General features: G+C 38.7%; 15 protein-coding genes and 1 pseudogene. 12 read left to right on the top strand and 4 right to left on the bottom strand.

Annotated elements, in window-relative coordinates:
• Positions 1–334: 334 nt before the first annotated feature.
• From pssD to nfsR, 5 genes are all read left to right on the top strand, one after another.
• A complete protein-coding gene (gene pssD / locus H6G08_RS31905; RefSeq protein ID WP_190550518.1) occupies positions 335–790 on the top strand; it encodes a PssD/Cps14F family polysaccharide biosynthesis glycosyltransferase in 456 nt (151 codons plus the stop codon).
• Positions 787–1,302: a glycosyltransferase gene (locus tag H6G08_RS31900; protein WP_190550516.1), complete on the top strand. Its 516-nt coding sequence runs from the start codon at positions 787–789 to the stop codon at positions 1,300–1,302. The genes pssD and H6G08_RS31900 overlap by 4 nt, the downstream gene beginning before the upstream one ends.
• Entirely contained in the window at positions 1,299–2,309 is a 1,011-nt protein-coding gene (locus tag H6G08_RS31895; RefSeq protein ID WP_190550514.1) for a sugar transferase, read from the top strand. The genes H6G08_RS31900 and H6G08_RS31895 overlap by 4 nt, the downstream gene beginning before the upstream one ends.
• Positions 2,310–2,780, top strand: coding sequence for an anti-sigma factor NfsS (gene nfsS, locus H6G08_RS31890; RefSeq protein WP_190550512.1), 471 nt, complete (start codon positions 2,310–2,312; stop codon positions 2,778–2,780).
• Positions 2,781–2,929: 149 nt separating this feature from the next.
• On the top strand, positions 2,930–3,253 hold the full coding sequence (gene nfsR, locus H6G08_RS31885) for an anti-anti-sigma factor NfsR (RefSeq protein ID WP_190550510.1): 324 nt from the start codon (positions 2,930–2,932) through the stop codon (positions 3,251–3,253).
• Here nfsR and H6G08_RS31880 read toward each other — a convergent pair.
• The 3 genes from H6G08_RS31880 to H6G08_RS31870 form a co-directional block, all read right to left on the bottom strand.
• Positions 3,228–4,424, bottom strand: a complete 1,197-nt coding sequence (locus H6G08_RS31880; protein ID WP_190550507.1) for a PP2C family protein-serine/threonine phosphatase — start codon at positions 4,422–4,424, stop codon at positions 3,228–3,230. The two genes, nfsR and H6G08_RS31880, sit on opposite strands and share 26 nt — an antisense overlap.
• A 95-nt stretch (positions 4,425–4,519) precedes the next feature.
• Complete coding sequence (locus H6G08_RS31875) at positions 4,520–8,437, bottom strand: response regulator (protein ID WP_190550505.1); 3,918 nt, start codon at positions 8,435–8,437, stop codon at positions 4,520–4,522.
• Positions 8,427–8,996, bottom strand: coding sequence for a heme NO-binding domain-containing protein (locus H6G08_RS31870; protein ID WP_190550503.1), 570 nt, complete (start codon positions 8,994–8,996; stop codon positions 8,427–8,429). The genes H6G08_RS31875 and H6G08_RS31870 overlap by 11 nt, the downstream gene beginning before the upstream one ends.
• Before the next feature lie 466 nt (positions 8,997–9,462).
• Here H6G08_RS31870 and H6G08_RS31865 point away from each other — a divergent pair, with 466 nt between their 5' ends.
• The 7 genes from H6G08_RS31865 to H6G08_RS31835 all read left to right on the top strand — a co-directional run bounded on the left by H6G08_RS31865 (position 9,463) and on the right by H6G08_RS31835 (position 20,174).
• Positions 9,463–13,086 (top strand): response regulator, encoded by a 3,624-nt coding sequence (locus tag H6G08_RS31865; protein ID WP_190550545.1) that lies wholly within the window; start codon positions 9,463–9,465, stop codon positions 13,084–13,086.
• Positions 13,087–13,554: 468 nt separating this feature from the next.
• Positions 13,555–14,385 (top strand): CheR family methyltransferase, encoded by an 831-nt coding sequence (locus H6G08_RS31860; RefSeq protein WP_190550501.1) that lies wholly within the window; start codon positions 13,555–13,557, stop codon positions 14,383–14,385.
• Complete coding sequence (locus H6G08_RS31855; RefSeq protein WP_190550499.1) at positions 14,385–14,978, top strand: chemotaxis protein CheB; 594 nt, start codon at positions 14,385–14,387, stop codon at positions 14,976–14,978. Before H6G08_RS31860 ends, H6G08_RS31855 begins: the two co-directional genes overlap by 1 nt.
• A 291-nt stretch (positions 14,979–15,269) precedes the next feature.
• Positions 15,270–15,740, top strand: a complete 471-nt coding sequence (locus H6G08_RS31850; RefSeq protein WP_190550497.1) for a response regulator — start codon at positions 15,270–15,272, stop codon at positions 15,738–15,740.
• Positions 15,741–16,379: 639 nt separating this feature from the next.
• Positions 16,380–17,102, top strand: coding sequence for a molybdopterin-dependent oxidoreductase (locus H6G08_RS31845; RefSeq protein ID WP_190550495.1), 723 nt, complete (start codon positions 16,380–16,382; stop codon positions 17,100–17,102).
• A gap of 159 nt (positions 17,103–17,261) precedes the next feature.
• Complete coding sequence (locus H6G08_RS31840; RefSeq protein ID WP_190550493.1) at positions 17,262–18,695, top strand: bifunctional orotidine-5'-phosphate decarboxylase/orotate phosphoribosyltransferase; 1,434 nt, start codon at positions 17,262–17,264, stop codon at positions 18,693–18,695.
• Between the two features lie 384 nt (positions 18,696–19,079).
• Complete coding sequence (locus H6G08_RS31835; RefSeq protein WP_190550491.1) at positions 19,080–20,174, top strand: AI-2E family transporter; 1,095 nt, start codon at positions 19,080–19,082, stop codon at positions 20,172–20,174.
• Positions 20,175–20,238: 64 nt separating this feature from the next.
• On the opposite strand, the pseudogene H6G08_RS37825 reads toward H6G08_RS31835, so the two are convergent.
• A pseudogene (locus tag H6G08_RS37825) lies at positions 20,239–20,352 on the bottom strand (RNA-guided endonuclease TnpB family protein); the annotation flags it as partial.

The raw sequence follows: 20,352 nt of genomic DNA, 5'->3' as shown, positions 1-20,352 counted from the left end.
TTATTTAGTACTTTTTACCTAAATAAATATATTGTTTTCCATCAAATGTGTTTAGTTGTGGATTGTCTAAATCCAGAAGCTTTATCCCGCCTCAAGAGTAAAAGACTTGCTATACTTCCCAGAAAAACTGGTAGCAAATATGTCAAAAATTTTCTGGAAAATACTTGAAAGTTGTGAAATAGTGTATAAAGGTCAATAAGTGAGAAGTTAGGAAGCAATTTATAACTTCTCAAAAAGGTGTTCAATCATTTTGCACCAAGTTTTTCGGGAAAATCTGTAGAATCTGACTTTTATCATCACAAAATAGCATTTTCAGGGAAATTTATCTTTATCTATGAAGGTATTATTAGTTTGTTCCTCTGGAGGACATTTTAAAGGTCTGCAGCAATTGCGTCCGTTTTGGGAACCGCATGAGCGGGTTTGGGTAACTTTTAAAAGCGCAACTACACAAGCAGCTTTGTCCGAAGAAACTGTATATTGGGCTTTTAGTCCAACTAATCGCAATTTACCGAATTTTTTCCGGAATTTGCTGTTAGCTTTTCAAGTTATTAACCAAAATCAACCTGACTTGATTATCTCTACAGGTGCAGGAGTTGCTGTACCTTTTTTGATTTTGGGTAAGTTGTTAGGTTGTAAAACAGCGTTTATTGAATCTGTGACGCGAATTGAGACTTTAAGTTTATCTGCGAGGTTAACTTTGCCTTTTTTAAGCGTCTTATATGTGCAATGGCCCCAACTACAAGCTCGTTATCCCCAAGCTGAACTGATCGTTCCCCAGGAAAGTCTATGATTTTTGTCACAGTTGGTTCGGAACAGTATCCTTTCAACCGTTTGATGTCTTGGATTGAGGTATTACTGCAAACACAACTCATTGATGAGGAAGTTGTGGTGCAGTATGGCAGTTCTAACGCCGTTTTACCTGCTGGTGCGCGGGTTTATCGTTTTGTCAAAGAAGAGCAATTTCAGGAATTGATTCAGCAGGCGCGAATCGTGATTGCTCATTGTGGCGAAGGAACTTTACTGCTGTTAGATTCTTTGGATAAACCCTATATTTTGGTACCTCGCAGCCAGAGATTTGGCGAACATGTTGACGATCATCAAGTAGAACTAGCGCTAGCACTATCGCAGTTGAATGTACCTATAGCTTGGTCGCCGGCAGATTTGGTGCGATTTATTGAGGCTCCTGAACAGATATCGATTGCAGATGTGTCTACGGCGAGTGCGATCGCACTTTGCAATAGTCTGCAAGCTCGCTTTGGTGAAAGTTTTCCAGAATTGTCAGTAGGTGTGTCTAAATTATGAGTTCTCAGACTAATACGAAAACTACAACTACAGCATCTCTCAAGACGACTCGTAAAGGTGGTCTGCTCTTAGTTCAGCTACCTGCCAGATTAACTGTGATTGAGGCTGTTTCCTTCCGTAAGCAGTTTCAGACATGGTTGGAAGAAGATACGATCAAAAAAATTATCTTAGACTTTGGCCAGACTGCACTGATTGATAGTAGTGGCGTTGGTGCATTGATTACGAATCATAAATCTGCACAGGCCAAAAATATTGAATTAGTCTTTTGGAGCGTGCAACCCCAGGTACAACTGGCTTTTTCTTTGGTAGGTTTAGAAGAGATATTTCAGATTGAAGCTAATACAGAGGCGATTATCCCGACGTTAAACCGCAAAGTTGAGCAGCGTCCCCCCTTAACCCATCCGTCGGTGCGATCGCCAATTAAACGCGCCATTGATATTGTCGGTGCAATTTTGGGCTTAATGCTCACTGCTGTCTTATTTGTGCCAATTGCGATCGCGATTAAACTCGATAGTCCGGGGCCTATACTATTTAGCCAAACTCGCTGTGGCTGGATGGGAAGACGGTTTCGCATTTGGAAGTTTCGCTCAATGGTGACAAATGCAGAAGCACTGAAAGCAACTATTCCTAACCAAGCATCTGGTGCTTTTTTCAAAAATGATGCCGATCCACGCATCACCCGTGTGGGAAGCTTTCTGCGCAAAACTAGCTTAGATGAATTTCCCCAATTTTGGAATATTCTCATCGGAGATATGAGCTTAATTGGCACTCGTCCGCCAACTCCCGATGAAATGGAAAAATATGAAATTGCTAATTGGCAAAGATTAGATGTCAAACCTGGACTTAGCGGTGAGTGGCAAGTTAATGGGCGCTCAAAAATCCGTAACTTTGAGGATGTAATTGAACTCGATTTACGTTATCAAAATAATTGGAGTTTACTTTATGATTTAAAGTTAATTTTCAAGACAATTACTGTATTTTTCCAAAAAGATTCTGGGGCAGTCTAAATGTCACTGCAAACAAATTCATTTCTGCATCATTCTGCTTTACAAGTTGCCAGTGATTTAGATGAAATGGCAATAGTTGTAGAATGGTTTGATCAATTCAACTGTAAGCATCTACCATACCAAATGTGGATAGAAGGTCAAACTGCCTTGCTTGAAGGCTTTACCAATGTGGTACGTCACGCTCACAGCCACCTGAGTTCACAAACTCCTGTTGACTTAGCAGCGACAATTGACTCCAAATCTTTCCAGATTTATATTTGGGATTGCGGTGATATTTTCGACCTAGAAGCAGTTTTAGACGAGCTTAATCAACAAACGAGTAATGGCAGTTTTAACCCTTTAGATCGGGAAGCTCACTGGGGCTGTATTTTTCTTTTACGGCTTAAAAGAGATTACGGTTGGACTGTTAGTTATACGCGGGAAGCGGGGGATAAAAACTGCCTGTTATTAAAGAAAGATATTACTCGGTAAATTTTGAGTTGGTATTAGTTTTTATCAACATGGACAAGGAGGAGTAAGTATTGATGGCTCATTTAGGATTGCTATAGCTTACTGTTTGCGTTTTAACTTTGTTTTTGCATCTTATTCTATTATTGGATCTTACCTTTGCAATCAAACTCATGGAAAAGCAAGTGAAAGTTATTCAGCCAGCCGGAATTTTTAATGGTAAACAAGGTCGAGAAACCTATGAACAGATGAGTAAATTGATGGCTGCGGGTGCCAAAACATTCTTGCTAGATTTTCAAGCTGTTACTTTTATGGATAGCTCTGGATTTGGCACTCTGCTGTCAATGCTAAAGACAGTACAACAAGAACAAGGTAGGCTAGTACTTTGTTCGATTAACGAACAAATTAGAATGATTTTAGAACTCAGCAATACAACAACTATTTTTGAGGTTTTACCTGACCAAGCTGCGTTTATGGAACAGCTGACTCCGGCTTAAATTCAATTTCTAATAAAGAAAAGTCATCGTTAAATATTTGACTACCTGTGACATTTTTGATTGCTTCGGAAATCTGATTAACACTAGTGTGAAATTGTTGATTGCACACAGTTAATAAATTAATGAAGCCATTAAAATTCCACATGTTACCATCAGCTTTTTCTACCTCATAAACGCCATCGCTAAATACATACAGTTTACTTCCAGCTTGAATATCACATACAGCATTGTGATATTGAGCTTGAGTAAATGCGCCGATAGGTAAGCCACGCATAACTAATTGTTTTACCTCTAAACCAGAGTCGGTTGAGGGCGACAATAACAAAGCTGGAGGATGTCCGGCACTAGAGTAAGTTAATTGAGAGGAACTGAGGTTAAAAACCCCATACCAAATAGTAAAGTATTGAGAATTGTGCTGATCCATTTGAAACACTTGATTTAAATCTTGTAGCACTTCAGATGGATTATAAAGACTGGCTGTGGGGAGAGAATGCGATCGCAATAGATTATGGATGGAAATGGAAGGTAGGGCTGCTGCTAATCCATGACCAGAAACATCTAAAAGATAGATGACTAAATTATCTGCATCTAACCAATAGTAATCAAAACAATCACCTCCCAATTGACGGGAGGGTAAGAACTGAGAATTGATGGTCACTGCTCCTGTTATGGGTGCGGGAAGAATAGATTTGACATAATCCGCAGCTTCATTTAATTCTGCTTCGAGCAGCTGTTTTTGGATTTGTAAATCTTGGGCTACTTTTTTCAGTTCTTGATTTGTTTGATACAGTCTCAGTCCCGCACGGACTCTAGCTTTTAATTCATTGACTTCAATCGGTTTATTTAAAAAGTCATCTGCACCTGTATCTAAACCCTCAACTTTATCTTCTATAGCTTTACGTGAAGTGAGGAGAATAAAAAATGTGGTTGATAGAGAAGGTTCAGATTTAATTTTGCGGCATACTTCTAAACCATCCATTTCTTCCATTTGCCAATCAGAAATAATTAAGGCTGGCTGGTGTTTATAAGCTTGTTCTACGCCTTGCAGACCATTGTTAGCGAGAATTACTTCATATCCCTGAGCTTGGAGAGTTTGCTTTAAAACTAGTTGAATAACGCGATCGTCATCAATTACTAAAATTTTTATTGGTGAATTAGATATGGTTGTCATTTGTCATTTGTCATTTGTTAGAGACGCGATGAATCGCGTCTGTACAAGAGATGCGATGAATTGCGTCTGTACAATTTTCATTAGGGGCGGGTTGATTATAGGAAATTCCGGCTTTGGAGAGCCGCGATCGCATTACTATACTCTTTCTCTAGCTGATTAACTAGTGCTGTAAGTTGATCTAGCGATCGCTCTTTGGCACCATTTTCTAGAGTTTCACAGATATTTCCCAGGCGCACAGCACCAATACTGACGCTAGGCGATCGCAAAGCATGAGCGGCTTTGGCGATGGTTGAGCGATCGTCTTTGGTAATTGCATCTTTAATTGTCTGGATTTTATCGGGAGTATCTTCTAAATAAACCTGGATCAACTCAGCAATTAAAGCATCGCCATCACTACCCGCCATAGCACGCAGTTCTTGGAGAAAACGCCCATCAATAACTTCAATTACCTCTGGAACATCCGATTCTACATCTGCTTCTATAGCTGTAGAAGTCAATGCAGATTCCGGTACATCCATCGATTCTGGAGGTGCGGCTGCTAGATGTGCGGCAATATCATACTTTTTCAGCACTGCTTCTAGAGCTTCTAAACTAATGGGTTTACTGACGTAATCATCCATACCCACAGTTAAGCATTCTTGCCGATCTTCTGGACGCGCATGGGCTGTCATGGCGATAATCCAAGGTTGGGTGTTTTCAGACAATTCCTGACGAATGTGGATAGTAGTCTCCCAACCATCCATTTCTGGCATTTGGATGTCCATAAACACCACATCATAAAGTTGCCTTTGCAAGGCTTCTAGAGCTTCCAGCCCATTATTAGCCACATCTGCACGGTAACCCAAGCGCTGCAACATCTTCAAAGCAATCTTTTGATTTACTAACACATCCTCTACTAAGAGAATCTTTAGGGGTAAAGTTTGCCCCATTTGGGCATCAATGTTAGGTAGATTTGGTGTTGGCAAGCGGGAATAAGAAGGAAGGGTAATTTTCTGACTGATGCGTCGAGTAGACCAGTTACCACGCACTATTTGTAATAGGGTGTTGTGTAATTGGTAATGGCGCACAGGTTTTTGCAAAAAGGCAGCAAATTCAGTAGCTACCTCTTTGATTTCTACAGTTTGCTTACCTTTAAAGCTCAACATGACCAAAGGTAAATCCTGTTGTGTTGGTATTGCCCGGATTTTAGCTGTCAAATCGGCAATATGCAAGTCGAGACTATCAATATCTAAGATAGCGATGTCAAAACTATTTTCTGCCATTAACCGCAGAACTGCCGTACTTGATTCTACAGGTTTAACATAGACTCCCAAGCTTTGAATTTGACAAGTTAAGCATTTGCGTAAATTGGTGTTACCTGTGGCGAGGAGCAATCGCTTACCCAGCAGTTCGGGATAGATATCCCAAGCATTCTCGATGGCAGAAGGATCGACTTGGAGGGTGGCTGTGAAATAAAAGGTAGAGCCTTGGCCGGGTTGACTATCTACCCACATTTTGCCCCCCATAATCTCGCTGAGGCGCTTGCTGATGGCTAATCCTAAGCCGGTACCGCCATAACGTCGAGTCATGGAAGCATCGACCTGACTAAAGGGCTTAAATAGTCGATCTAAGCGATCGCGTGGGATGCCAATACCTGTATCGCTGACAGCAAACAGAAATTCATAATATACATGATCGCTATTATTGGCTTTTTGGGCGAGAATTTGCGGCTGCACGGTGACAGTAATGACAACTTCACCTTGTTGGGTGAATTTAACGGCATTACTGACTAAATTCCAAAGAATTTGGCGCACGCGGGTAATGTCACCAATAATTAGGGTTGGCGTGCGCGGTTGGAATTGGTACATCAGTTCGATACCTTTCAAGGCTGCTTGGGGAGCCAGTAAATCTAAGGCTTCCTCCACACAAACTTGCAAATCAAAAGGCTGTTCTTCTAGTTCTAAATTGCCAGACTCAATTTTAGAAAAGTCGAGAATGTCATTGATAATTGTTAATAATGTATCCCCACTGTTACGGATCGTTTCCACATAATCAAGTTGCTCCGGTTGCAGGGGAGTATCTAAGAGCAATCCTGTCATGCCAATAATTGCATTCATCGGCGTGCGGATTTCATGACTCATGGTGGCTAGGAAGTTACTCTTAGCCATATTGGCCGTTTCAGCTGCTTGTTTGGCTTGGCTGAGTTCTTTATTTTGCTGGGCTAACAGATGGGCTTGGCGGGTTTCCTGGGTGAGTAATTGGGCTTGCGTCAGGGCGATACCCATTTGATCGGCGAGATGTTTGACCAGATCTAACTCTAATTCCGTCCATTGTCTGGGGCGATCGCATTGATGCACAATTAATAACCCCCACAAATCTTCTCGTACCAAAATCGGCACGACTAAATTCGCTTTCACCTGAAACTGCTGTAAAAATTCTACATAGCAAGGTTTTAGTCCAGCTTGCTCTAGATCAGAAATTGCTGTAATCCTGCCCTGACGATACAAGCCTTGGTATTTATGAAAACAAGGATCGTAAATCTCCTGCGCTAAAGTAGCCGACCAGCCAGGAATTACCGCTTCCTGCAAGACTTTACCAGAACCATCACCATGAACTTGGAAAATCAGAACGCGATCGGCTTGCAAAATTCGCTGTACTTCCGTCACCGTTGTCTGGAGAATTTTTTCCAGCTGTAAAGACTGACGAATTTCTTCAGTAATTTGCTTGAGTAGTAAAGCGCGTTGGTACTGTTGGTGTAGCTCTGCTTCTGACTGTTTGCGGGCGGTAATATCTAGATGGGTTCCTACCATCCGCAAATATTTTTCAGAAAAATTGCGGTTTACCAACTTACCCCGATCCAAAATCCACTTCCATTCCCCAGATTTGGTGAGTAAGCGGACTTCGGCTTCATAATAAGGTGTTTTACCTTTGATGTGATCGATCAGTCGTTGCTGTACTATCTTTTTATCTTCAGGATGGATTAATTTATTTCTAACTTTAATATCGTCTGCCATCTCCTGTGGATTGTACCCCAGCATGGTGAACCAGCGAGGACTACGATAAACTTCTCCAGTCGCTAAATTCCAGTCCCAAAGTCCTTCATCTACTGCATCCAGAGCTAATTTTAACTGTTCTTCACTTAACCTCAAAGCATTTTCTGATTGTTTGCGCTGGGTAATATCGCGATATTTCCACAAATGTCCATAAAATTTATGATCCACAATAATGGGTACATAGTCTTGTTCAAAAATGCGTCCATCTTTGAGTGGCCATTCTTGATTCATAACTATTTCACCGTTGCTCAACATCTCCTGGACGCGCTGTGTAAATCGTTCCGGTTCAGCAAAAAGTTGCTTGCTTATCTCGGCTGATTGGCGACAATCCGTTCCTTGTAAAGCTTCTGGCTTCAGGGGAATACTAAATAGATCGCAAAACTCTTGATTGGCGAGAATCACATGTCGGTTCTCGTCTTCCAATAAAATACCTACCTGTAAACTTTCAATCAGCGTTCGCAGTCGTGAAGCTGTGGCTCTTAATTCCGAACGTTGTTGTGTAAGTTTGGTGGTTAATTTTTTGGCATCTGCAAGGGCGGAATTTTTCGCTTGCAAAAGAAACAAATAATCGGAAACAGAGTCATAGAGAGGAAAATCATCGATGCTCAATTCAAGTTTTTTGAGATCGCTAATCTCTGTAATCCAGGGCGAGCCAAGAAACACCAGATGATCGTCATCCTCTAGATTTACCATTTGTCCTTTGAGCTGCATTTCTTTATGCTGAGATTGCAACAGAAATAGCGATCGCGTTTGTTGACTAATGGCATCAAAGTTCACTGGACATCTAGGCCGATTAATCTGGAAATGTTCATCTAAGGAACTACCAAGAATTTTAATCGGTTCTAAAATCCGCTGCAGTACTTCACCCATCTGGACAATCTTCATTTGGCGATCTATCACCAGATGGAAGGGAAACAAAGCTGCAAATTGGTCAGCACTAAGACTGAATTGTCTGAACTCAGTAACCTGATTATTTGTCATCGGCGTGAGAATCGTTGTACTTTATCGAGAAGACATCGTGAGCATCACCGCGATCGCGAAAACTAGTTTGGGTTACATCTACTTCTGTGTGAAAGCGTTTCCCCAATCCGTGGAGTAAACCAATCACCATCGGCGCTAATCCGTGGCGGCTAGATTGGTAATGGAGATGCAGCGATTTATCGCTGGTGTGTTCGCATTCAAAAGATGGGGGGCGCAGATCGGAAAAACTCAAACCCACCCGCGCATGGAGGTTATCCAAATTCTCAATAAACTGAGGTAAAGAATTTCCCGCAGTGGCTAGAAGTTCTCCATAACCTTCTTCTGCAGTATAAGTTACCCAATATTCTCCAAAAGCTTTGAGTACTTCATGTGCAGGCATTCTTAAGACATCACAAACCGCTTTCACTAAACGATAGGTAACATCATCAGAATATGCATCCATCGCCACAAAAAAATCAATATCCTCAAATCCAGCCTTTTCCTTAATTTTTTCCCAGGTATCTTCACCGTGGTATTTGCAAATCATGTCTTCAATAGCTTTGTTGACTAGTCCGTACATTGGCTGAACTCCTGATGATTTTCAGTATTAATACGCAAGAAAATATAGATAATGATTGTATTATTTTAACCAGATCTCTTTGAGGTAATTTAACATAAACTAAGCTTGGTAAGCCATTAAAATATTAATCCAAACCTTATTTTATATTTTTTTAAAGGTATTGGTATAAAATATATCTTTTTGTTAAAAAATTGCCCCAATAATTTTCAGTAATATATGTTACGTTATTTTGCTGGGCTATCAGGAATAAAATAAGATTAAAGCCATGATGGTCATGACCTAAGTTCTGCTAGATATGAGATTTGATTTTGGTAGCGCTGGCGTGACTATTCAACGTCAATATAGTAGACTGGGCAATGCTAATCGCGTCTTTTGGGGAATATTTCAAAAATCAGGCAAGAATCCTATAGTGAAAAAAGATGGTAAGCTCATGGGAATGCCTGATTTGTTAAAGCTGACATTAGCAATGTTAAACCGTTTGAAGATTGGCAGCAAAATTGGCACTAGTTTCGCTCTAGGCCTGACTATTTTAAGTGCGCTGGGACTCATTTCTCATCGCACTACTAACGAATTGATCGATACATCATACCTGGAAAATCATACATACCAAGTTTTAGGACTGCTGCAAGATTTAAATAGCAAGCTACAACAAGCAGAAACAGGGCAGCGCGGTTATATAATTACTGGTGAAAAGCGCTATTTAGAGCCATATCAAGCAGCAATTGAATCTATAGACCAACCTCTAATAAGACTGCGCGATTTCACCGCAGATAATCCCAATCAAAAACATCGGCTCGAACGATTACAGCCACTAATTGCTGAAAGGATAACTATCATGCAAAAGGTACTGGAATTACGAGATCGTCAAGGCTTAGAAGCAGCTAAAAAGCTCATTCTTACCGATGAAGGTAAGCGGTTGATGGATAGAATCCGCAACCTGACTGAGGAGATGAAATCAGAAGAGAATGAATTATTAATTCAGCGTTCAAACAAAGCAAAATCTGCGGCTAGAGCTACTATTTCTACCATTACTTATGGAATTCCTATCTCTTTTATCTTAATAGCTTTGATTGGCTATCTGTTATCTCGTGATATTTCCCAACCGCTAGAAAAATTTTCTCGTGTAGCTGCAAAAATTGCTGATGGCGATTTATCAGCTAAACTCCCCGATACAAAACGCCAAGATGAAGTGGGGATATTGACACGCAGTTTCAATCAAATGATTGCCAATTTACAAGAAACTAAACAAAAAAATGAACAGGAAAATTGGTTAAAATCTAACTTGGCTGAATTTAGTAATAGCTTGCAAGGAAAGAGAAATTTAGTAAATGTCACTGAATCAATTTTATCTAAGTTAGCACCTTTGGTTAGCGCCCAACATGGTGTCATTTATTTAATGGAGAATCGCGAAACTCAGCCAATATTAAAGTTATTTAGTAGCTATGCTTACAAAGAACGAAAAAATTTAGCAAATCAATTTCGCTTAGGAGAAGGTTTAGTCGGTCAATGTGCTTTAGAAAAGCAAAGAATTTTACTCACCCAAGTACCACCTGATTATATCCGAATTAGTTCTGGCTTAGGAGAAACACCACCATTAAATATTGTTGTCTTACCTGTATTATTTGAAAAGCAGGTAAATGCTGTGATTGAATTAGCATCATTGCAAGCTTTTAGCGAACTACATTTAACTTTTTTAGAGCAAGTTAGTGAAGTTATTGGTATTGCTTTAAATGCAATTAATGCTGATATGTTAACTCAGCAACTTCTCCAGCAATCTCAGGAATTAACGGAAGAATTAAAAGCGCAACAAGCAGAACTGCAAAATAGCAACCATTTATTACAACAACAAGCAGCAGATTTAGAAGCATCACAACTACTTTTACAGCAACAGCAGGAGGAATTAAAACAATCTAACGAGGAATTACAAGCTTTAAATGAAGAATTGGAAGAAAAAGCCGAATTATTGGCGGTACAAAAGCGAGAAGTTGAAGTTAAAAATCAACAAATTGAACAAGCAAGACTATCTTTAGAAGAACAAGCTCAAGCATTAACTTTATCTTCTAAATATAAGTCGGAGTTTTTAGCCAATATGTCTCATGAGCTAAGAACGCCGCTAAATAGCCTATTAATTTTAGCGCGGTTAATGTCGGAGAATTCCGAGGGGAATTTAACTGCAAAACAAATCGAATATAGTCAAACTATCTATAATGCTGGGACAGATTTATTAGCATTAATTAACGATGTTTTAGATTTGGCGAAAGTTGAATCAGGTAAATTTACTATAGAAAATAAGCCAGTTAATTTTGTTGATTTACAAAGACACTTGCAAGCTAACTTTTGTCAATTAGCGCAAAATAAAGGGTTAAATTTTAATCTAGAATTTGACCAAAAATTACCACCGGAATTTTATACCGATCCCAAACGCTTACAACAAATTTTGAATAATTTATTGGGGAATGCTTTTAAGTTTACCGAACAAGGTAGAGTCAGCTTAGAAGTGAGGTTAATATCTCCAGATACAGTGGCTTTTGCTGTTAGCGATACGGGTATTGGCATTGCAAAAGAAAAACAGCAGTTAATTTTTGAAGCCTTTCAACAAGCAGATGGTACCACCAGCCGCAAATATGGAGGTACAGGCTTAGGTTTATCTATTAGTCGAGAACTAGCTCATTTGTTAGGTGGGAGAATTGAATTAATAAGTCAGCTAGGAGAGGGAAGCACTTTTACGCTTTATTTACCGCTACAAGAAATGCAACCCAATGTCACACCTAAAGAAAGTGAAATTGTCAAGCAGAAAAATTTGCTAGCTACACAAATAACTTCTTCTCTTCCCCTAGTTTCTCCTTCTTTGTCAGTAGTTAATCTCCCTAATTCTCAGCCAGAAATTGCCGACGATCGAGAAAATATCCGCGTAGGTGATAAAGTATTGCTGGTGATTGAAGATGATGTGAAATTTGCGCGGATTTTGCAAGACATGGCGCAACAACAAGGGTTTAAAGTTTTGCTAGCTTTACACGGGCAAGCAGGTTTGGCGCTAGCACAACAGTTTAAACCAGATGCGATTACTTTAGATGTATGTATGCCCGATATGGATGGCTTGATGGTGTTAGATCGTCTCAAGCATAATGGAGAAACTCGCCATATTCCCGTACATATATTATCTATTGACGATCGCCAACAACGCGGTTTAGAGTTAGGTGCGATCGCTTATTTACAAAAACCTGTTTCTAAAGAACAATTAACAGGCGCTTTAACTGATATTAAAGCTTTTTTGGCACGAAAAGTTAAAAATTTACTCATTATCGAAGACGACCCAGTGCAAGCCCGCAGTATTATAGAGTTGATTGGCAATGGTGATGTGCAAAGTACCGCAGTTAATACAGCAGCTGAGGCTTTAGCGACATTGCGATCGCAACGGATTGATTGTATTGTCTTAGATTTAGGTCTACCGGATATGAACGGGTTAGAACTAATTGAGCAAATTAAACAACAACCAGACTTAGTCAAGATTCCCATCATTGTCTATACCGGGAAGGAACTCTCCCGCCCAGAAGAAACCCAATTACGACGCCTAGCAGAGACTATAATTATTAAAGATGTGCGATCGCCTGAACGCTTACTTGATGAAACTGCCTTATTTCTCCATCGTATCCAGGCTAATTTACCTCAGTCAAAGCGACAAATTTTAGAGCAACTTCGCAATTCTGATGCTATCCTGGCACATAAAAAGATTTTAATTATTGATGACGATGTACGCAATATCTTTGCTATCACCAGCTTGCTAGAAAGTTACCAAATGCAAGTATTATTTGCCGAAAATGGTAGAGATGGCATAGCAATATTGCAAGCTAATCCTGATGTGAATGCTGTATTGATGGATGTAATGATGCCAGAAATGGATGGTTATGAAGCAACTCGCGCTATCCGTCAACAGGTACAATTCCGTTCTCTACCCATAATTGCTTTAACTGCAAAAGCTATGCAAGGCGATAGAGAAAAATGCATCGCAGCCGGAGCTTCAGATTATATTACTAAACCTGTAGATACAGAGCAATTACTTTCTTTATTACGGGTTTGGCTATATCGGTAAGATACTCCCATACCTTTAAGGGAACTCCAGATAATTGGAGGTTGGGTAGAGCGACAGCGAAACCCAACAAAGCCGCTTTGGTGTTGGGTTTCGTTCCTCAACCCAACCTACGTCTTCTACGTCTTCCCATGCCCCATGCCCCATGCCCATTTTTAAAACTTGTCTATTGATTAAAAAAATTGTAAATTTGTCGTTATTTTACATTTAATTGTCTGAAATATTCAATATTTTTAGATTTTATTTATATTAAAGTTAAAAAACTGAAAACATATAACTATTAGAGGATTTAGCGATCTGACTTGAGGCAGTCGTGACTCTACGGTAAAAATTATAAATTGAAAATGAGTTTTATTAAATAAATTGGGTCTATATTAATGTCTAGTACTTTAGAAATAGCCAACAACTGTGAGATTTTGACTTTGCCATATTCACAGCAAAATCACTAATTAATAGTTGCTTGTGCCTGTTATGAGCTTACCGAAAATAAAATTAGAGGATATCGAAATTCAGTTACTACTGGAAGGAGTGTATCGTTATTGGGGTTATGATTTTCGCAATTATGCCTTATCTTCTCTCAAACGTCGCATTCATCATTTTGTAAAAAAAGAGAATTTTACCAGCGTTTCTGATTTACAAGCGCGGGTGTTACACGATCAAGAATGTTTAGAAAGATTTTTACTGAATCTAACAGTCAATGTAACTTCCATGTTTCGCGATCCTAGCTTTTATCTCACCTTGAGAAATGAAGTCATTCCCCTATTACGCACCTATCCTTTTATTCGCATTTGGCACGCTGGATGCTCAACAGGAGAGGAAGTATATTCAATGGCGATTTTACTACAAGAAGAAAATCTTTACCGACGTTGCCGGATTTATGCCACTGACTTTAATGAAAAAGTACTGCAAACAGCAAAAAGTGGGATTTATTCTTTAAAACTCATGCAAGATTATACCCAACTGTATTTAAAAGCAGGTGGTAAAGCCTCTTTTTCTGAATATTACACCGCAGCTTATGATAATGCTATTTTCCGCGCATCCTTAAGGGAAAATATTATATTTGCTCAACATAACTTAGCGACTGATAGCTCTTTTAATGAGTTTCATATCGTTATATGTCGTAACGTTTTAATTTATTTCAACCAAGATTTACAAAAGCGCGTACATGAACTGTTTTATCATAGCCTTTGTCCTTTTGGTATCTTAGGGTTAGGCAGGCAAGAATCAATTCGTTTTACCACTCATGACCAACAATACCAAGAGCTTGTCAAAGGTGAAAGGCTTTATCGGAGGTTGAATTAGTGGTGGCTAAAGTTGTAGTTATTGGTGCATCTATTGGTGGGTTATCGGCGCTAAAAATCTTGCTAAAAAACATGCCAAAAGATTTAGCATGTCCGATTATCGTGGTACAGCATCGCCATCCAGATTCGCGCCATCGCTTGAGAGATATCTTACAAGAAAATACAGCTTTAACAATCCGAGAAGTCGAAGATAAAGACGAGATTTTACCAGGATATGTTTATCTAGCACCGGCTGATTATCATTTATTAGTAGAATCTGGTTTTTTTGCACTGTCTACAGATGAGCCTGTTTCCTATGCTCGACCTTCAATAGATGTTTTATTTGAGTCTGCTGCAGATATTTATGGCGAGCAAGTTATTGGTGTGATATTAACAGGCGCAAATGAAGATGGTGTGCAAGGTTTGAAAATGGTAAAATTAAAATTTGGTCTTGCTATTGTTCAAGACCCAAAAACTGCTGAATGCGCTGTGATGCCAAAAGCGGCTATTAATGCTGTAGCTGTAGACTGGATTTTACCGCTAGAAGAGATTGCCCAGAAATTAATTTACCTTTGTCATTATACTGGTAAAGGCTCGCTATCTAAATGTCAGTAAATTTTCACAAAATATTTTGCAATTTTCTTTAAAAGATTGAGTTACCATTTACACAAAAATATTTTGATTATCCATAGAAATATTTTATGATTGAACCTGCTTCAATCAAAATATATATGATTTCCCAATAATAAATTTCATCTACCCCAGGGTAGAAAATTTGCGTTCAAAACCAGAGTTTTGCAGATATTCAAAGCTCAATTGCCACACTTTGCTCAGATTTTTTTTATCTGCTAGAATCCTGAAGAAACTATTAACTTTCGGAAAAAAATTTGGAGATAAGAATAAAATATGCTTTCCGAAAAAAGCCTTAATCCTACCATTCCGGAAGATTCTCTAGTTTTAGAAGGTTTAAGAGTTTTGCTAGTGGAAGATAATGAGGATACACAGCTCTTACTCACTTTTTTACTAGAGGATGCAGGTGCAGATGTAGTAGTCACAGGATCGGCCTATGAAGCCTTAGCAGTGTTAGAACAAATGCAACCGGATGTCTTGCTGTGCGATATTGGCTTACCAGAAATAGACGGTTGTACTCTGATGCGGAAAATTAGAGCCATGTACACAAATCAATTCAAGCATATTCCGGCGATCGCTCTGACTGCTTATGCCCAAGAAACTGTTGAACAAGAAGCACTAGCTTCAGGATTTCAGGCTTACTTTGTTAAGCCCATAGAACCAATGGAATTTGTTAATTCCGTGGTAAACGTGCTGAATCACAACTACCAAGCTCATCCTGCTTGCATGTCGCCTACTGCAATCTGATGTCAAGCATAGTGATTATAAATCTCAACTTTCATCAGAATTTGGCTATTGATAAACCAAAACGCCAGCAAATCAGGATTTATAACGGCAAATTTTCCCATTTTAATTGGCAAATATCATATCAGGTTTAAGCATATTTGTACACTACAAAGAGAAAGATGATCTCTAAGCAGAGTATGTCTAAATTATCTATATATATGGTAAACACCTGGTATATCTGGAGGCTTGGCACAACCAAGCCTTTTTCATCTTCTAATAGTATATAATTATACTGTAATGATAATTTAGTTCGCAAAGCTGGGAAAACAGATAATATTTGGCACAATTAGAGCTATAGCAGGTTGTGACTTATTTGCATACATCCCATAGGATGATGATCTGTCATAAGACTAGGTATAAATTATTTTAGTACGTTGTTAAGCACAGCAATGATCGAGGTTTGGCTCGCAACCAAACCTTTTTTTATTGTTAAAGACGCGATTAATCGCGTCTCTACATTTACGCAATTAATCGCGTTTCCTCATGTTCTAGCGCCTAATTATTAAATTGTGTGCATTCTCTGGCTATGGTGATTGAGAATGTTGCAAAATCTCGGTAAACTAGCTGCGCTGGCTGTAGAAAAATGTATTTTGTGGCTATATGGGTTTAATTTGCAGTCATCGTCTGCAATTGACAAGACGTCAATTTTTCCAAATTTCTGGATTGTCTGGTGCGAGTTTTTTACTTGGTGGGTGCGGTACGCCAAGTTTTGAAGATTTGGTAGGCAAACTTTCCGAACCGCTAAATCAACGCTTAGAAACTTTAATATTTAATCCGCAAAAGCCTGTACCAGAATTTTCCCCTAGCCAAATTGAACCAAAGGCGCTAATAGTTAATACTTTTCGCAGTACGCCAATTATCGATCCGCAAAAGTATCGTTTAATTGTTGATGGTGAGGTAAATAATCCCTTAAGTTTGAGTTTGCCAGAAATTTTTGCTTTACCTCTGACTTCAATGATTATTCGCCATGTTTGTGTAGAAGGCTGGGCAGCAATTGTACAGTGGGGTGGTGTACGTCTGCAAGAAATTATTGCGCTTGCTCAACCTAAAGCTAATGCCAAGTATGCTTATTTTAAATCAGCCGATGGCTACTATGAAAGTTGGGATATAGCATCAGTATTGCATCCACAAACTTTATTAGCTTATCAAAAAAACGGTGAACCTTTACCAGTTGATAACGGTGCGCCTTTGCGTTTAGCTTCACCTATTAAATTAGGATATAAGCAAAGTAAGTGGGTAACTCGAATTACTCTAACTAATCAGTTATCAATTTTTAAAGGTTACTGGGAAGACCAAGGTTATGAATGGTATGCAGGACTGTAAAAAAGTCAGGCTAATGAACAATCATAACAAGAAAAAGGGACAAAGGAGACAAGGGAGACAAGGAGGACAAGGGGGACAAGGAGGACAAATAAATATCGCCTTCTTGACCATTGACTATTGACCATTGACTATTGACTATTGACTATTGACCAATTATCTATGAATTTCTTTGATAAACTACATGATAATATTGCCCGCAATCAAAGTCTACTATTTGTAGGACTCGATCCCAATCCTGAGATGATGCCCGAACGTTATGCATCTTTAGATATCATGGAAGGTTTGTGGAATTGGTTGCAATTTATTATTGCCGAAACTGCTGATTATGTCTGTGCTTATAAACCAACTTTCGGGTTTTATGAAGCTTTAGGTATTCCCGGTTTAGAACTATTGCACAAAACTTTAAAAGCTATTCCTTCACACATTCCTATTATTTTGGATGCTAAACATAGCGATTTAAATACTAGTACTATTTTGGCGCGGACTGTGTTTACAGAATGGGGTGTTGATGCTATTACACTCAGTCCTTATACTGGACAAGATCATGTGGCACCATTTTTAGTTTATCCCGATAATGCAGTATTTATTTTATGTTGTACATCTAATCCTGGTGCAGAAAGTTTACAGCAATATCCGGTAACCGAAACACCTTTATATTTGCAAGTAGTCAAAGAATCAAAAAATTGGGGAACTCCAGAACAATTAGGATTAGAAGTTGGGACTAATAATCCGGAAGTTTTGGCGTTAATTCGCGCCATTGCACCGGAAAGATTGATTATGGCTCGTAGTATTTGGGTAGAGGGTAGCAATCTCAATCAAATTGTCGCTGCTGGGTTGAATGATAATGGTACGGGGTTGATAATTCCTGTGCCTCAAGATATGCTATCTAGTCCCCAATTATCTCAGGAAATCGCAGCTTTATGCACAGAAATTAATGAATGCAAAAATAATATTAATGATGAGAATTCTACCTGTAATGTCTGGTTACCAGATGTAAGCGTTTCCAACATACATCCGCAGCAAGATTTAATTTTACAACTGTACGATATTGGCTGCATTATGTTTGGTAGCTTTGTGCAAGCCTCTGGAGCAACTTTTCCTTATTACATCGATTTACGTAAAATTATTTCCAATCCGCAAGTTTTTAATCAAGTATTGAGTGGTTATGCAACTATTTTAGAAACTCTCAATTTTGATCGGATTGCGGGTATTCCTTATGGTTCTTTACCTACAGCTACAGGTTTAGCTTTACGCCTTCATTGTCCGATGATTTTTCCCCGCAAGGAAGTTAAAGCACATGGAACTCGCAAAGTAATTGAGGGTAACTATAATCCGGGTGAAACTGTTGTGGTTGTGGATGATATTCTCATTAGTGGTAAAAGTGTGATGGAAGGTGCAGAAAAATTAAAATCTGCGGGGCTAAATGTTCAAGATATTGTTGTATTTATCGACCATGAACAGGGCGTTAAAAATAGGTTAAGCCAACATGGTTACAACAGTTATGCAGTTTTAACTCTTTCGGAAATTACAGAAACTCTGTATCAGGCAGGACGTATTAATGAGGGACAATTATTAGCTTTTAAAGAAGGGTAGTAAGTCAAAAGTCAACAGTCAACAGTCAAAAGTCAACAGTCAACAGTCAAAGGGATGTATAGCAATCCTAAATAAATTATAAATACTTATCTTCCTTGTCTTTCTTGTCCTCCTTGTCCCTTTTGTTTGCATCTCAAATAGGATTGCTATATTAGGGTATGTTGTTGTCTAGTGCAACTTACTGTTAAGAATTTATATAATTTAAGGTGCGTTAGCCTACGGCATAACACACCCTACTTGTATTTTATATTTTTTCATATCCATTACATTATATTATTGAGGAGTGTGTTAGTCAGATAACAAGATGAATTGCACTTTGTTCAATCTCTTGTCATTTGACCTGATTTTTGGGTTGAAATTTTACCTCACCACTGCTGACTGATTATGAATGCTTCTCTCAATCAACTAATCAAAATATTAATTTTTACGCTAATATTTCCTTTAATTTTTCTTAATATTTGGCTAGCATTTAAATTTTTTCATTACTTTGAACCAATAGTAATTATTTTAGTATTAGCAAGTTTATTTGCTTTTATTTTAAACTATCCGGTTTCTAGTTTGGAAAAACGCGGCTTGCAACGTAACTATGCGATCGCATCTGTATTTATACCTGCTTTGGTAATTATACTGGCGTTAGCTGCGATATTAGTACCGATTGTTTTAGAGCAGTTTAATGAAATTGCTAAATTACTACCCCAATGGATTGATGCGAATGAGGCTAAATTTCAAAGTTTAACCGCTTGGAACTTAAGCGAAAATTTACAAGTAAATATTGGGCAAATATTAACACAATTAAATAATCACTTACCTGATGAGTTGCAATATTTATTTAAACATCTTTTAAGCATTATTATTGATACAATTGATAGTATCTCTGAAGCCATAGTCACAGTTGTGCTAACTTTTTACCTATTAATAGATGGTCAAAGGATTTGGGAAGGGATATTTCAAAAATTACCTTGGGATTTTGCCCAGAAAGTTAAAGATTCCGTGCAGCAAAATTTTCAAAACTACTTAATTGGTCAAGTTAGTTTAGGGCTGCTGATGGGAGTTTCAGAAACTTTAATGTTTTTAGCTTTTCACGTGCAGTTTGGACTACTTTTTGGGTTGGGAATTGGGGTTTTAAGCTTGATTCCTTTTGGCGATGTTGTCAGTCTGATTGTAGTGACTTTAATTATCGCCTCTCATGATTTTTGGCTAGCTGTGAAGGTGTTTGCTGTAGCTATTGTAATTGACCAGTTAATCGATCAGGCGATCGCACCTCGGTTGTTAGGAAAGTTCACAGGACTGAGACCGGTTTGGGTAATCGTTTCTTTACTCATAGGTACTTATATAGGCGGGTTGTTGGGTTTGTTAATTGCAGTACCCATAGCAGGTTTGATTAAAGATGCAGCAGATGGCTTTGTATCTGATGTTTCCAACAATGCGATTGAGGGGGATGTAAAACGAGAAGAATTAGTTGAACTAGAGAATAATTAACTGAACTGACAATGAAAACTGAGCAGGATGATAGGTTACTTCCCTGAAGCTTACCCAGATCAACTCTTGGAACCTTTTTAAATCCTGGTGGTCTAACTCCTTTGTTGTTGTGTTTAAAAAACAACTGATAGGCTTTCTCAATGCGTTGACAAATATCTTGTACTGCCTGAGAGCCTAC

The organism is Calothrix anomala FACHB-343, assembly GCF_014696435.1.
In the GTDB taxonomy this organism is placed as follows: Bacteria; Cyanobacteriota; Cyanobacteriia; order Cyanobacteriales; family Nostocaceae; genus Aulosira; species Aulosira anomala_A.
The sequence above is the reverse complement of the archived record's forward strand: the minus strand, read 5'-3'. Positions and strand labels throughout refer to the sequence as shown.

Excerpts from the sequence above, each read along its gene's own strand:
- pssD (WP_190550518.1), top strand. The coding sequence starts at position 335 with ATGAAGGTATTATTAGTTTGTTCCTCTGGAGGACATTTTAAAGGTCTG.
- H6G08_RS31900 (WP_190550516.1), top strand. The coding sequence starts at position 787 with ATGATTTTTGTCACAGTTGGTTCGGAACAGTATCCTTTCAACCGTTTG.
- H6G08_RS31895 (WP_190550514.1), top strand. The coding sequence starts at position 1,299 with ATGAGTTCTCAGACTAATACGAAAACTACAACTACAGCATCTCTCAAG.
- nfsS (WP_190550512.1), top strand. The coding sequence starts at position 2,310 with ATGTCACTGCAAACAAATTCATTTCTGCATCATTCTGCTTTACAAGTT.
- nfsR (WP_190550510.1), top strand. The coding sequence starts at position 2,930 with ATGGAAAAGCAAGTGAAAGTTATTCAGCCAGCCGGAATTTTTAATGGT.
- H6G08_RS31880 (WP_190550507.1), bottom strand. The coding sequence starts at position 4,424 with ATGACAACCATATCTAATTCACCAATAAAAATTTTAGTAATTGATGAC.
- H6G08_RS31875 (WP_190550505.1), bottom strand. The coding sequence starts at position 8,437 with ATGACAAATAATCAGGTTACTGAGTTCAGACAATTCAGTCTTAGTGCT.
- H6G08_RS31870 (WP_190550503.1), bottom strand. The coding sequence starts at position 8,996 with ATGTACGGACTAGTCAACAAAGCTATTGAAGACATGATTTGCAAATAC.
- H6G08_RS31865 (WP_190550545.1), top strand. The coding sequence starts at position 9,463 with ATGTTAAACCGTTTGAAGATTGGCAGCAAAATTGGCACTAGTTTCGCT.
- H6G08_RS31860 (WP_190550501.1), top strand. The coding sequence starts at position 13,555 with ATGAGCTTACCGAAAATAAAATTAGAGGATATCGAAATTCAGTTACTA.
- H6G08_RS31850 (WP_190550497.1), top strand. The coding sequence starts at position 15,270 with ATGCTTTCCGAAAAAAGCCTTAATCCTACCATTCCGGAAGATTCTCTA.
- H6G08_RS31845 (WP_190550495.1), top strand. The coding sequence starts at position 16,380 with ATGGGTTTAATTTGCAGTCATCGTCTGCAATTGACAAGACGTCAATTT.
- H6G08_RS31840 (WP_190550493.1), top strand. The coding sequence starts at position 17,262 with ATGAATTTCTTTGATAAACTACATGATAATATTGCCCGCAATCAAAGT.
- H6G08_RS31835 (WP_190550491.1), top strand. The coding sequence starts at position 19,080 with ATGAATGCTTCTCTCAATCAACTAATCAAAATATTAATTTTTACGCTA.